This is a genomic window from Aquimarina gracilis (assembly GCF_035285365.1).
Lineage (GTDB): Bacteria > Bacteroidota > Bacteroidia > Flavobacteriales > Flavobacteriaceae > Aquimarina > Aquimarina gracilis.
The window spans coordinates 95,600-110,903 of sequence record NZ_JAYKLX010000003.1 but is presented as its reverse complement, the minus strand read 5'-3'; the positions used below and the strand labels follow the sequence as shown (position 1 = coordinate 110,903).

The window sequence follows — 15,304 nt, the reverse complement described above, 5'->3', positions numbered from 1 at the left end:
CAAACAGTTTTTTTGAAACATCAAAAAAATAGTAATTCACTTATCAAACTTTCTGCTCACTTATTAGTAAAAAATTGTAACAGTTTATTATACCTAATAAAAGCATCCTCCCCTGGTCTTTGAGGGGATTTTGTGATCATTTTGTAAAGATATTTAGTATGGTCTAGCAATTTGGGTTGATCATATCTTTGATCTCCTTTAATAAATTTTGCCAATTGTAGTTTTAATATTTGTCTTTGTTCCTCTTTTTTAGTTTTCTGAATAGCTTCTTTCAATTTCTTTACTTTATCTTCAACCTTAATCAGAAACTGTGCAGTTTTTAGAGCAAGTTTTTCTTGCTCTAATAAATCCGAAGTACTGGTTCCTATTTTTTTTAGATTAGGGTGTAATAAAAATTCGAATTCTTCTTCATAGATATGTTCACCAACAGTAAATGATACTGAATACTTCCCAGGTGCTACTTTTGGTCCTGAAAAATCTTTTTCTCCACTCACTTTTAAATAATGTTTTAAATCCCATTTTGTACTTCGCACTCCAAAAACATTCTTTGGAGCATCCTTTAACTTCACCCATTTATCATGCACAATAACATCTTTTTCATTTTTGAAGGTGAAATGAATAGAATCCTGTTCCTTCGCTTCAGCGGAAAAATAAATATTGACATTTTCTCCTAGCGTATTTTCAGGAGTAAAAAGTTTGCTTTCAGAGGCTGTATTAAGTTCTAATTGGCGTAATACAGAAATATCTTCCATAATCCAAAAGGAGCGCCCTAATGTCGCTATATTGAGATTATCCCTGAATATTTTTATATCAGTTATTGGAACAATCGGAAGGTTTTGTTGAAATGGGTCCCAATTTTTACCATCATCAAATGAGACAAATAATCCAAACTCTGTTCCTGCAAACAATAGTCCTTCTTTTTCAGAATCTTCTCTAACCACACGGATGGGGTAATCTGTTGGAATCCCCTTAACGTTAAGTCTCCAACTTTTTCCATAATCATTAGTGATATAAAGATACGGTTTTTCATCCCCCAAATAATCACGATTTACGGTATAATATGCTTTGCCTTTTTGATGAGAGGACGCATGAACCTTTGACACTCTGCCTCCAGGAGGTAGGTTTTTTGGTGTAATATTGCTCCAATTTTTTCCGCCATTATTAGTAATATAAAATAAGCCATCATTAGATCCAGTCCAGATGACCCCTTCTTCTAACGGAGATTCCTCAATAGCATACAAAACATTATAATATTCTTCTCCCGAGATATCCTCATCTATTGGTCCTCCACTACGTATGTTGAATTTAGGATTATTTGCTGTAAGATCTGGTGATATTCTTTCCCAATGAATACCTCTATCTATAGTTTTATGCACATATTGAGAACCATAGTAAACGGTATTTGGATCATAGGGCGAAACCTCAATTGGCACAACACGTTGAAACCGGTAAGTAATATCATCAGGATGGTTGCCATATAGGCTTTCTGCTCCTACATAGTAGTTTTGTTGAAACCCGGTAATGGCATTATATACCCCAAATTGTCCTTTGCAATTAGCATACACGACATTAGGGTCACCAGGTTTTGGAACTACCGGACCTGTCTCACAACCTCCTACAGACTCCCAATATTGAATAGGCCCCAACCCATGTGCATCATTAGAACTTAACACATCTTCTCGAGGTCTTTTACTGGGGACTCTAATGGTTGAATTATCTTGTTGCCCTGAATATAAATAATAAGGGTATCTATCGTCAAGTTCTAATGTATATAACTCTGCTGTTGGTTGATTAAATAATGTAGACCAATTTTTTCCTGCATCTAAAGACACACTTGCTCCACCATCATTTCCAACAATAAAAACATTAGGATTATTAGGGTTGACCCATATATCGTGATGATCTGCATGTGGATAGGATGGGATAGAATCCCATGATTTACCCGCATCTTTGGTAGTCCAAAAAACTTTTGTGCCGGACCATAATTGATTGGCGTTTTTCGGATTTACATCTAGGTTTGTAAAGTAAAAGGGACGATAAGTGATAGATTTATGTATTTTCTTGGGCATTTTTATGTGCTCCCAGGTCTCACCATAATTATCACTTTTATATAATCCTTCGTCTTTGATTGGAGCTTGAATTAGAGCCCAGACTCTTTCTGGTTTGTCTGGGCTTACGGCAAAATCTATTTTACCAATTAAATTTTGGGGTAATCCTTTGGTCATTTTTTCCCAGTTTTCTCCTGCATCCGTAGATTTAAAAACACCACCTGTAGTATCCCCACTAATAATCGTCCATGGCTTACGCTCTACACGCCACATAGCAGCATATATAATATTGGAGTTGCCAGGAGCAAATTTCAGATCTATAGCTCCCACACTATCAGATAAGAATAATTTTTGCTCCCAGGTTTTCCCTCCATTTGTTGACTTATAAACTCCTCTCTCATTTGATTTCCTGAAGGGTTGGCCTATGACAGCAGCAAAAATGATATTAGTGTTTTCGGGATGAATTTCAATTGCACCTATTTGCCCTGCTTCCTTTAACCCTGAAAAAGACCATGTTTTTCCAGCATCTTCAGATTTGTATATTCCTCTTCCTACAATTACATTGCTTCTAATCGCATCGGATCCAGTACCTACATATATTATGTTTGGATTAGATTGATCAACCGTAATTGCTCCAATTGAAGGAGTCGAAAAATACCCATCTGAAATATTTTTCCAGTGGTTACCACTATCTTTGGTTTTCCATAGACCGCCACCAGTAGCTCCCATATAGAATGTGCTAATACTATCATTTACACCACAAACTGCTGTCACTCTCCCCCCTCGAGATGGCCCTATATTTTTAAATTGTAGTGTTTCGTGCTGGGCTACACTTACTACGGTTAGTATAGTACTTACAAATGTCAACCATTTTCTAATCATATCTAATGTCGATTATTTTTCAAGATATTCTTGTGCCTTTTTTAACAAGATGTTTTTATACTCTAGATAATTATCCTTTGTTATGGGGATATATTCATCTACCTGGATTGGGTTGCCTTCAAGAATTTCGTTATTGGGGCGTATTGTATGTCCTATATCCCACATAAATTCTGCTACAGGCTTTTTACTAATCGGAAATATAAGATCTTCGTGCCATTCCCATGTATTACTATATCCTCCATCTGGCATTCCCATAGTATACCCCAGATTATTGTCTTTAATCATGGCGGCAAACTGGCTTAAGTGTGATCCTCCCCAAGGCCCAAAAAACACTACCATTTTACCTGTAAAATGTATTGAAGCAGGTTGCATGATCCAATCTGTATTAGTGTGTGGTAAATGAGCGCATTTAAATGGCACATTCGTAGTGTATTTTTTACCTGCATCAAGCTCTTTCGTTACTGGTCCTTTCATCCAGTTATAGAGATATGAACCATCGTCTTCGGTTTCTTTTACATCATGATCCATTTGGATTTTTTTTTCATCATATCTTTTAATAATACCGTCCCTAAAATCATCGGCTATATCACTTAACCTTATGTTTCCTCCTGTAGTTTTAAAGGGCTTAGAAGTTAACCTGGCAATAGCGTATGCTCCTTGTGAGCCCCCTCTACTATTAATCGCATCAATAATTATGTCATAATCTAACATATTATTTTGTTTGGCATAATCAACCAGTTTATCACTGGCTTCTTTAAGGTCTCCTCTGAAGCCATACCACCATAGTAGTAAGGTTTTGTTTTTTGGATCTTTTGGTGCATACACCCAAAATGATTTGGCTTTCCAGGCAAGTTTGTATCCTTTATAATTTCTTATAAATCTTCCGTATTTTAAGTTAACTTCTTTTTTATAAGGGAGTACTGCTTCATATAACTGACCCTTTCGATTTTTAAGCTTTAGGTATAACTTATCTTTGTAAAAACTTCTAGGGAGAGAATTATCTTTTTTACCAATCCTATCGGCAAGGCGAACCAAAAAGTTGTTGGTAGTAGAATATCGCATATAAGGTTCTACCCATTTTATATACTCGTCGAGTGATGCCCCATTAATCTCTACCAGTTCATCTCCTATTTGAACTTTGTTATTATTTTCTTCAACATCAGACACGAAAAAGACCGTCTTCTCTAAAGAACTAAAATCGGGATAAAATACAATGGGTGCTCTTCCTTTTGAAACCTCTGGAGGTTTTATTCCTTTAGAAACCTTATCAATACTAAGATGGCGATCTTTTCTTGCGTTACTTAATTTTTGTAGAGCATACCATAACTCTTCTTCAGAACTAGCATTTACAAATTCTTGTTCACAGGCTTTCATATTTTCTATTGGACTAAAACCAAGCTTACTTTCTTTTATTGGAGAAAATGCCTCTCGTTCTTGAGTTTTGGTAATGATGTAATCAAATAGTGCTTTACGATCTTCTTTGGTACTAATACTTTCTGGAGATGAAATGTCCTGTCTAGAAGTTAAATTACTTTCATTCTTACAACTTGTTAAGAAGATTGTTGAAAATAGTAATAAAATGTTTAAAAGCTTCATCTTGTTATATATTGTATTATCGTTCTATTTTCTCAAAATCAATATCTTCTGCTTGCCATCCCATTTCATATTTAGATATAATTACGGTTGCCACCATGTCACTCATGCAATTTACAGTGGTATTACCCATATCTATTATTCTATATATGCCCCCTACGATTACTGCAACTTCAATAGGAAGTCCAAAGGCTTGTACAAACATAGTAGCTATAACAAATCCGCCACCGGGAATTCCGGTAGACCCCTCAGATAATAACAATCCCACGAGTATGATCTGTATCATTTCACTGAAACTTATTTCCCAACCAACGGCTTGTGCTGTAAAAATCAGGATAGTCGATAGCATAATCGATGTCCCGTCTTTATTAAATTGTGCTCCTAATGGTAGCGTGAAATTAAAAATACTTTGTGGTAGTTTCAGTTTATTATCGGCCACATCCAAAGCCACTGTAAGGCTTGCCAAACTACTAGTAGTTGCTATGGTAGTAGCATACAGTTCTTTCGTCTTTTTTAAAAACCATAAGGGTGATGTTTTTGTTAATACCAACATTAAAATCATATAAAATATTACCATTACTATTTGAGCTGCTCCTACGGTACCAATAAATTTTGCCACAGAACCTAATACTTTTGCACCATATTCGCCAATAGTTACGGCTATCAAAGCCCCTAAACATAATGGAGCTATTTTCATGATCAGTCCAATCAGCTTTTGCATGGCCTTTGCAATTAACTCAAAACCATTTTTTAGAGGTTCTTTATATTCTCTTTTCATAGATAATATCGCGATTCCTAATAATACTCCAAATACCACGATCTGTATCAGGTTACCATCTGTAAAAGATTTGAATATATTTTTGGGGTACATATTCATGAGGATTTCTACAATATCAGGTACTTCTCCTATTTTTCCTACTGAAACTTCTTTTACTTTAAAACCAATTCCTGGTTTTATAATTGAAGTAAAAACTATTCCTAAAACTATTGCAATAACTGTTGTTGTTATATAATACCCCATTACTTTGAGACCAACTCCTCCTAAAGTCTTGATGCTTTCCATAGAAAGTAATCCTGCTACGAGATTAAAAAACACTAACGGGATCGCAGCCATAATCAGTAGGTCAATAAACATATCCCCTAATGGTTTTAGAAATAGTATTTTATTGCCCCATAATATTCCTGCTAAAGCTCCCAGAAACATCCATATAAGAATTCGGTTTGATAAACTGATCTTATAGTATTTTTTGAAGATATGCATCATAATGTTTCAACAAATTTTTGAAGTCTATCTAGTCCTTCTTTTATTTCTTCCCAAGATTTCACACATGTAAATCTAAAATAATTCTCGCTTGTTTTACCAAAAGAAGCCCCATCTACAACCGCTACTTTATATTCTTCCAATAATCTGGTTGTAAATTCTAGTGATGAAATTCCAGGGATATTGATTTTGGTCCAGGCATAAAATCCTCCTTCGGGCATTTTACATTCTAATCTAGGAATATCATTAATTGCTGTGGTTACATATCTTATCTTATCTTCCCAATCTTTCCAATATTTTAGAACTTCCTTACTAGGAGGGTTTTCACATGCTATGGCGGCTCCAATCTGTACAAAAGAGTTAACACTTGTGATTAAATGTTGTTGTAGTTTCTCTAATTGTTTGATAATTTCTTCTGATGAGTATATGAATCCTACTCTCCATCCTCCCATTGAAAAACTCTTGGTAAAACTTATTAATGTAATGGTTCTTTCTTTCATCCCTTTGATTGTCGAGAGATTAATATGTCTATGCTTTCCCCAGGTAACACGTTCATATACTTCATCAGTGATTACAATGAGTCCATGTTTTATCGCAATATTGGCTATCATTTCGAGGTCTGATTTGGTATGCACTGTTCCGGTTGGGTTATGAGGTGAACACATAATGATTACCTTTGTTCGTGAAGTTATAGCTTCTTCTAACTCTTTTTTATCCCATCTGAAATTATTCTCTTCACGAAGAGGCACTTCGACTACTTTGCCACCTAGATATTGAATTGTTTGTTTATAACTTACAAAACAAGGATCTTCTACAATAACTTCATCTCCAGGGTTCATAGTTGCTAGTAAACCAATGGTTAACCCTTGTTTACAACCCATTGTTGCGATTAATTCTGTATCTGGATTCGCAATTATCTTGTTCTCTCTTGCTAGTTTTTTGGCTATGGCTTCTCGATAGATTGTTTTTCCTTTTGCCATAGTTTGATGAGTATCACCGTTGTTAATCGCATTTATTGTAGCTTTGGAAATATAATCAGGTGTTGGTTCAAAGGCTCTGCCTGCAGAAAAATCAAACACTACTTCTCCTTGTTCTCTCAACCTTTGTGCTTTATCAGCAATCCTTACTGTAGAGGAGGAAATAGATTCTTTTACTCTTTGCGATAATATCATTTCAATTTTTTATTTTTAATTTACACTCTTTCAAAAAGAAAGATTGCATTGCTTAGCAATCTTTCTTGTACGATATCTAGACTATATTGGCTAACTCAAATAAATTATAATGCCTATTATCGTTTTCAATTGGTTATTTTTCCTCCTATAAGAATATCATCAATAAAAGCAATCTCTGAACCGCTATTGGTTCCTATTTGTATTACCAATCTACCATCTGTGACATTGGTCACATCTGCAAAAAAGGTAGCCCATTCGTCTACCAATACATTCCCTGTCCCATCGGGTTGATCAGTCATTAACTCATCAGCATTAGATCTAAAGGACTTGATAAGTTCATCTCCATCATCTGTTCGCCAGAAAATATCAAACTCATCACTACTCTCCCAGGATGACTCTACAAAATAGACTGAAAATTTAACTTTTAACACATTATATGCTGAAGGTATTTTGATTTCATCAAAAACAATTTCTGCAATACCATCAGCATCTGAGGTAATATATGCCTGTGCTCCATCAGCAAAAAAACCAATATTATATTCATCGGGTTCGTTGGTTACATTGGTTACTCCAAAAAACAACCCACTGTCTTCTCCTCCTTCTTCTCCGGGCACATACGAGGTATCAAATCCTAATTCTTCGCCTGTCGAAACATAATCTACCGAATTTAACACATTGCCATCTGCATCTACTACATTTACCTGCTCTACCCCATCTTGTGCGGCATAATTGTTTATATCTCCTGCTCTAGGTTCTTCGAAACTTGTAAAGGCAAATGCATCTAAATTAAAATCCTGATCTTTTATAGTTACCTGATATATTCCTGATGTAGAAGATAATATCAAACCTCCTGAAACCTGATTTATCGATAAATTAATCACTCTGTCTGGTGTAGTGATATTATCTTGTACTATTATTGGAAATAACTGAATCGTAGCTTCTGTAGATCCGGCAGGAATGTCCAAAGTTATAGTCCCCGAAGACCCATCAGGTATGGTAGTATAATCTACTCCATACTCGAGATTGCCTATAGAGGATACTTCTAAAATTACTTGACTATCTTCTTTAGTTACAAATCCAATTGTTAAGGGAATTTCTAAAAATTCCTCATCTTCGAAGAGGATTTCACTACCATTTACTCCTACTAAAAACTGCTCTTTTTCTTCTACCTGATTAACATCATCATTTGCACATGAGGTACCGAGTAAAAAAACTCCTGGCAAAACGCATAAAAAATTATATATCAATCTTTTCATATTTCTATTTTTTGTAATTAAAACCCTGGATTTTGTTTCATATTAGGATTCCCGTTAAACTCATCTTGCGGAATTGGCCAAGCGAATAGTCTATCTTTTGCGTTCACTGTACAATTAGAAGGTAGTGTACAATCTGTACGAGTTACGCTGCGCTGTAATCGTTTAAGATCAAAAAGGCGGTTTCCTTCAAAAGCCATTTCTTTTCTTCTTTCGGTAATGATATCTTCGATTAATTGATTACCAGTAGAAGTAATTACCGAAGCATTAGCTCTTGTTGTTATTTGATTTACAAAGTTTCTAGCGACTTCTTCATTTCCATTACGGGCCTCTATTTCTGCTTTCATTAATATAAATTCTGAAAGTCTCATTATTGGGAACGAATGATCATCTTCATCAAATCCAAAGGTCCCTGGGTACTTAAAAACATGCAGATCAACTCCACTTCCTGAAACTGAGGGCGGTTCTACCTGGTACCAATTGCGCCTTATATCTGTAGCCTCATATAAATTGTATAAATCGTCCGAAATCCCGTGAGCAGCATTTCCTCCATAATTGGTATAAATATCGATCAACGATCTGTTTGCAAACACCCCATCATCGCTACTAATATCGAGCATAAATATGGATTCTTCTGGTATGATTTCCCTTTGAGACCACGTCTGGATCAAATCAAGTTCTGGCAATCCACTACCATCCAAAGTAATAGACGATATCTCATAAGAAGACAAACTATATGGACCATTAATAATAATGTTTACATCTTTTATAGCTTCGCTATAATCTGTGATATAAAAATTGACTTTGGCTCTAATTCCTAAAGCGCCATAATAGTTAAGAAAAAACTGTTCGTTTGAACCTGAACGACCATCTGGAGCATCATTATTTTGAATTAATGGTATCGCTGTATTTATATCATTAAAAATATTATCGAATACTTCCGTCATTGTATTTCTAGAAGGTTGTGCAGTTGCATCTACAATGGTTATATAAGGTACTCCTAGCAAATTATCTGGATCTGATATGGCAGTATTATAATCTTGAGAAAATATTTTCACTAATTCAAAATGCATTAAAGCTCTTAATGCCAAACACTCACCTATTACTCTATCTTTTAAACCTTCGGCAATAGGTATACCTTCTACACTGGTAAGTATAGAATTGATATTATTTATAACCACATAGGCGTCTTCCCAAGTAAAACTAGCAGTATTTACATCGTCTAATTCTAGGTTATATGCATGTGGCAATCGATCAAAGTTGGATCCTGACCCTTCTCTATCTGAAGGAAAAACTGTATTGTCTGCTGCTGCATCGCCAATAACTTCGATATGAGCTCCGTAGAGGCCTTGATCTTGTAGCGAAGCATAAACTCCATTAAGAGCAGAAATCACACCTTCTTCTGTTTGCAAAACTGCCTCAGAGGTAACCGCATTTTCATCTTCTATATCAAGAAAATCTTCACAGGAAATTATAAGCAAAGGCAGCATTATAAGAAAAAGACTCTTTATTGTATCTATTATCGTTTTCATCTGTTTATTTTTTTAAAATGACACGCTTGCTCCAAATGTTATTATTCTGGGGACTGGATATACTTCAGAGGTTGGATCATACCCAGGCCAGTCTGTAAATACCCATAAGTTTTGCCCTGTAATATTTAAGGATAAATCATTCAAATTCAAGTTTTCTTCGATATCATCGGGCAAACTATATGTAAGGCTTACATTTTGTAATCGAATAAAAGATTCGTCATAAAGAAACCGTGTACTCGTGATTTGATTACCAGTATTAATATCAGCCCGTGGGATATTTGTTACATCTCCTGGTTGTTGCCATCTGTTCAATTGGTTTACCCATATGTTGGCAGGAAAGTCTAAACCATCTGAAGACAAATCCAGGCCTAAGTCAAAAAAGCCTTCAGAACCAAAACTTCCATAAAACATAAAAGAAAATGATATTCCTTTATAGGTAAAAGTATTTGTAATTGACCCATAACTATCTGGTGTTGTTTGACCTGTGATTACTCTATTATCAGAATCCGGAGTGGTGGTTTGATTACCGTCTGCATCAAGATAAAGAGCTTCTCCTGTCGTTGGATCAACTCCATCATAACGCTGTAAATACCATGAATCACTTCGCTCCCCTTCTCTCCATATTAATTCGGAATCATTCGGGTTAATCACCTCTCCATCAGGAAGTTTCTTAATTTCTTGGTCATAAAATGCATAATTCACATTTGTAGACCAATTGAAGGTTTTACTTCTAATATTAAACCATTTCATGTCGAACTCCATCCCAGTATTGAGAAACTCCCCTGTAGAATTGATCGTATTGCTACTAAAGCCGGTGGTAAGCGATAAAGGAAGTGCAAAAATCAAATCCTGAGAATTTCTTCTAAAATAGTCTATACTACCAGTAATTCTATTATTAAGTAACCCAAAATCCAGTCCAATATCTAATTGAATATTTTTTTCCCATTTTAGATTGGGATTTGGAGCTCTAGTAGTTCTAACACCATTAAATACATTTCCTGATGGGGTAATACTATTTACACCTATATTGTACAGGTCTCTCCAAAGAAAATTACCTATATCATTATTCCCCGAAGTTCCATAACTAGAACGTATTTTTAATAGATTGACTACTGAAGAATCTTGAAATAAATCTTCTGTTAGAATATAACTAGCACCTACTGCTCCAAAATTACCCCATCGGTTTTCAGGGCCAAAATTAGAAGCTCCATCCCGTCTACCTGATAATTCTAAAAATAGTTTTTCTTTATAATCATATTTCAATCTTCCAAAAAAACCAACTGTATTGAGACCATCAAAATCAGAAGTGATATCTTCTGCTGTGGCTACGCCTCCATTACCAACATTATTTAGGTTTTCAAAAGCAAAATTATTGGCAGAGGCTTCTAAAGAATTAAATCTATCTCTAAAAAGTTCTCCTCCTAATTGTAAAGAGAAACCATGATCGTTACCTAGTTGTTTTATAAACTTTAGAGAACCTGTTACATTAGTTACATTCCTGACACCTCTTTCCTCTACTGTTGTACCTCCTTGGTTTTCTGCTCTATATAACTTGCTAGTTACTTCTTTATTGATGATTGAGTTTATTAAATGCGAAGCACGAATTTCTGCACTTAACCAATTTGTAAACTTGTATCCTGCATTAATCGAAGTATTAATGGTATAGACTTGGTTGTTATCAGAGTTTAATACCGCTGTTGCAACAGGGTTATGTGATGCATTACTAGGAATAGCAAAATTATATCCTGCTCCTTCTCCGTTTGTACCAAACAAATCTGGAGTAGCTAATATGGGTTCTATAGGAGCGGTTTGAAAAGCTCCAGATAATTGACCCGAACGACCCGTATTTGAAATTAGGTTATCTTGATTTCTGTATGTCACCTGTGCGCTACCACCAAAATTAAACCTTTTGTTGGCTCTATGATTAATTCTTATCAGGCCCGTAATTCTTTCAAAACCGGTTGCTACTATTGTTCCTGTTTGCTTATTATATCCTAAAGAAGTATAGAAGTTGGTACTTTCGTTTCCACCTTGAGCAGCAAAATCATATGTTCTATAAATACCTGATTGAAAAGCTTCATCAACCCAATCGGTATCAAACTCCTGTGTTACTGGTAAGAAAAAACCTGAGGTTGTATCATTGGGGTTTCCTCCTGCATTTATTATGGCCTCTCGATAATACTCCACATATTCTGAAGCATTAGCCACTCTAAAATTATTTGGATTTGTTACCTCCGAGATTCCTATAGAAGTACTAATTGTGTACGTTGTTTTACTTGAAGTTCCTGCTTTAGTTGTTATTAACACTACTCCATTACCTGCTCTAGAACCATATATAGAAGATGCGGAAGCATCTTTAAGAACCGATACACTTTCTATATCATTAGGGTTTATTGAAGCCAATGAGGCTTCATAAACCGCACCATCTACCACAATTAATGGTTCTATACCAGCATTTGCAGAACCAATCCCCCGAATTAAAAATTCTGCTGCTGCTCCTGGTTGCCCATTACTATTAAACGTCTGAAGGCCTGGAGCCAATCCTTGTAAACTATTTGTAAAATTAATACTTGGTTGCGAGGTTATTTCCTCTGCTTTAATGTTTAACACAGCTCCTGTAATAGATTTCTTTGTTTGTGAGCCATAAGCTACAACAACTACCTGTTCAAGTTCACTAATCGATTCTACCAAAATAACATTTAGTAAATCCGTAGAGTTGACTATAATCTCTCGAGCTATAAAACCTACATAGGTAAAGGCTAAAACATTACCTTTATTTATGGTTATACTAAAATTTCCATCAAAGTCAGTAACAACGCCATTGGCAGTTCCTTTTTCCACAACCGAAACTCCTGGTATTGGGTAGTTATCCTGATTCATTACAATACCATTCACTTGTATTTCTTGTGCATATCCCCATATTGCTACAAAAAAGAATAGTGATAGAATATATTTATTCCTCATGCTTTTAAATTTTATGTTAAAAACTTGTCTCTAAAGTAGTATCCTATATACTGTGCAGGTGTTAAATTTTGAAAAAAGAAAATTATTTCATAATTTTTCTGAAAATTTCTAATGGATACTCTTTCATCAAAAGAAGCTGCAATACTTATTTCTAAGGTCATTGAGTTCTTAAAAACAAAGAAAATTACGCAACAGGAAATCGAAAGCAGACTTAATTACACTTCTCTTAGTAAAGCTAAAAACAGTGAACGTTACCCACAAAGTGTAATTGAACGAAAAACTCGTCAGGAATTACTAAATGAATTATTAAATGAGTTTTCTCTACACTATAATGAAGTTTATGATCGAATAGAACTAGGGGCAGAAAAAAAAATAAATGCTTCATTAAGTGATGTATCCTATTATATTATGCATTATTATGCGTTTTCAAGAAATTTGGTGGATCGAGCATTGGTTCAAATTATTAATAAAAGAAAGGTTATTATTGATTACCACCTTGGAGATGAGCATTGGGAGGGCACTTTTAATGTTATAGAAAATTATACTTTCATAGAAGCCCAAAAATTAGGATATACCACTCCTGTTAAAAAGCTCATATGCTTATTTTCGGGAACCATGAAGTATGGAAGACCTATTCTATTAGGTACTTATAGTACTGTAAAAAGGGATGGGTATCCTGCAGCAGGAAGAATCGTTTTTCAAAAAATAGAAAATTTAGAATTGGCAGAAAAAGCTCTCAATCAAAACAGTGATGATAGAATTATAGGATATTTAAAAAATGATGTTATTATATCCAAAACAATTACTCCAAATTCATTAGACGAGCTTTTACCTATCAAAATTTCATTACTAAATACCATTTCGGGGGCTTATACCTTAATCTACCCAGTTAACAATAACAAATTAATCCAGACTGATTTAATTATAAAAGAGAATTTTCAGGCAGAAATACTTATCAATAAAACAATAATAAAAGGGAAATTATTTATCGAAAATATAAACACCGTTCAATGTAAATTTAATATCACAAAAGATTTAAATATTGATGATTTTTCTCTTCTAACTTTGATCATTAATATTAGAAAAAAATCTTCGGAGAATATATATTCTGCTACAGCTACTAGTAGTATTATTCATGGGGCAGCTTCTTCTTTTGGATGTTACTTAGTTAGGTCTAAAGATTTTAATAAAGTTGATATTGATAAATTACCTTCCAAACTTATTTTGTGTGAACCTTTAGAATAATGCATTCCATAAAAAAAGCTTCAATTTATCCTACTAATAAAGGTAGTAGCTCTAATTTTACAATAAACCTCTAATTGGTATTATCCGAAAACTCATAGAAAGAAATAATTTAAAATCTATTCAGAATTATATAAAACAGGGTTTTTACAAAACATCTGATTTACTTATAATTAACCTACAATCTTCCATCAAAAAGTTCGACAACTGTCTCTCCGCCCGAACTCAAAAAAATCAAAAGGATACAAATGTCTTTTAGTATTCCAAAGTGGTATGGCCGTATGCCCATCAGTTTTTCCATTACCAATTTTTCTGGTTAGCTTCATAAGTTCTGCTATCACCTGAAAATCTGTAAGATTTGGTAAGTTTGATTTAAGCTGTAATATATCTTTATTAAAATCTGCTTTGGATAGTGTGTGATATAAATCTATATGCTTTTCTTCTAATGTTTTTTGATAGAAATTAATGTCTTTTATCCAATGATCAACATTAACTTTTTGTGCTTTTCCAAAGCCGATAATGCATAAAAAAATGATAGTAAAGAAATATTTCATTCCATTGTTTTTTATTGATGATATAGTATTGATTTCAAATTAATAAGTTTGTTGCAGTTGTTGCTTGTGATATCTCTTATTTAATCACTTTTTAAGAATTATTTAGTAATCAGGACCCTTACACAGCTCTTTCCAAACAAGTTTATGAGCAACCAAGCTGTTCTACATTTCATTAACTAGTTGCTTCTTATTCTGTGATTTGAGTATAAGAATGCTCTGTTTCACTTCTTAAACATCAATGAAAATATTTTATTTGTTTCCTATACATTCGAGTATTTTTATTTTATCGTTTTTAATTTACATGTAACGTCGATTCGAAGTTGCTATGCGAAAAATTTGGTTATTATTTATTATTCCAATTCCACAAGCCAAAATTTACCGATTTGCTGATTTCTATATTGTTTCTTGTTATTGTAGCCATTATTTGTCCTCTATGATGAGATTCGTGGGCAATTATTTGAGAAAAGAAAGCTATAGGATGCGGTTTATAGCCTTTAATCCTTCCTTGTTCAAATATTTGGTGTAGCGTTTCTGACATTTTTTGAGCAGATTTACTGAGAGCTTCTACCAATTGTTGTTTGTTAGTAGCATGCTTTTTATCAATTTTCAAATCTATCTTTTCACCTACTTTACCTATCCAAAACGAGCGCATATTATTAATATGAACAAACTGTTCTCCAATACTCTTACCTTTTCCATTGATTTTTGAAAGAAGCCATAAGGGATCAATATTATCAAGAAGATAAAGTGTAACTTTATTGTTAATATTCCAAGTGTCAACCAAATCGGCTTTAAAATCCATT

Annotated in this window: 10 protein-coding genes; 1 reads left to right on the top strand and 9 read right to left on the bottom strand. The window is 34.2% G+C overall.

What is annotated here, in order from left to right; genetic code table 11:
* Positions 1-56: 56 nt before the first annotated feature.
* The 7 genes from U6A24_RS06495 to U6A24_RS06465 form a co-directional block, all read right to left on the bottom strand.
* Entirely contained in the window at positions 57-2,930 is a 2,874-nt protein-coding gene (locus tag U6A24_RS06495; RefSeq protein WP_324179135.1) for a WD40/YVTN/BNR-like repeat-containing protein, read from the bottom strand.
* Positions 2,931-2,942: 12 nt separating this feature from the next.
* Positions 2,943-4,526: a hypothetical protein gene (locus U6A24_RS06490; protein ID WP_324179134.1), complete on the bottom strand. Its 1,584-nt coding sequence runs from the start codon at positions 4,524-4,526 to the stop codon at positions 2,943-2,945.
* Between the two features lie 16 nt (positions 4,527-4,542).
* Complete coding sequence (locus U6A24_RS06485) at positions 4,543-5,787, bottom strand: dicarboxylate/amino acid:cation symporter (RefSeq protein ID WP_324179133.1); 1,245 nt, start codon at positions 5,785-5,787, stop codon at positions 4,543-4,545.
* Complete coding sequence (locus tag U6A24_RS06480) at positions 5,784-6,956, bottom strand: pyridoxal phosphate-dependent aminotransferase (RefSeq protein ID WP_324179132.1); 1,173 nt, start codon at positions 6,954-6,956, stop codon at positions 5,784-5,786. The genes U6A24_RS06485 and U6A24_RS06480 overlap by 4 nt, the downstream gene beginning before the upstream one ends.
* A 125-nt stretch (positions 6,957-7,081) precedes the next feature.
* Positions 7,082-8,212: a hypothetical protein gene (locus U6A24_RS06475; protein WP_324179131.1), complete on the bottom strand. Its 1,131-nt coding sequence runs from the start codon at positions 8,210-8,212 to the stop codon at positions 7,082-7,084.
* A gap of 17 nt (positions 8,213-8,229) precedes the next feature.
* Positions 8,230-9,741 (bottom strand): RagB/SusD family nutrient uptake outer membrane protein, encoded by a 1,512-nt coding sequence (locus tag U6A24_RS06470; RefSeq protein WP_324179130.1) that lies wholly within the window; start codon positions 9,739-9,741, stop codon positions 8,230-8,232.
* Between the two features lie 12 nt (positions 9,742-9,753).
* Positions 9,754-12,705, bottom strand: a complete 2,952-nt coding sequence (locus U6A24_RS06465) for a SusC/RagA family TonB-linked outer membrane protein (protein WP_324179129.1) — start codon at positions 12,703-12,705, stop codon at positions 9,754-9,756.
* A 111-nt stretch (positions 12,706-12,816) separates the two neighbouring features.
* Between U6A24_RS06465 and U6A24_RS06460 the strand changes: the two genes are divergently transcribed.
* Complete coding sequence (locus U6A24_RS06460; RefSeq protein WP_324179128.1) at positions 12,817-13,950, top strand: hypothetical protein; 1,134 nt, start codon at positions 12,817-12,819, stop codon at positions 13,948-13,950.
* Between the two features lie 188 nt (positions 13,951-14,138).
* Here U6A24_RS06460 and U6A24_RS06455 read toward each other — a convergent pair whose 3' ends face one another.
* Both U6A24_RS06455 and U6A24_RS06450 read right to left on the bottom strand, forming a co-directional pair.
* Entirely contained in the window at positions 14,139-14,501 is a 363-nt protein-coding gene (locus U6A24_RS06455; protein WP_324179127.1) for a hypothetical protein, read from the bottom strand.
* A gap of 343 nt (positions 14,502-14,844) precedes the next feature.
* Positions 14,845-15,303: a DinB family protein gene (locus tag U6A24_RS06450; protein ID WP_324179126.1), complete on the bottom strand. Its 459-nt coding sequence runs from the start codon at positions 15,301-15,303 to the stop codon at positions 14,845-14,847.
* Between the last annotated feature and the right edge of the window lies 1 nt (position 15,304).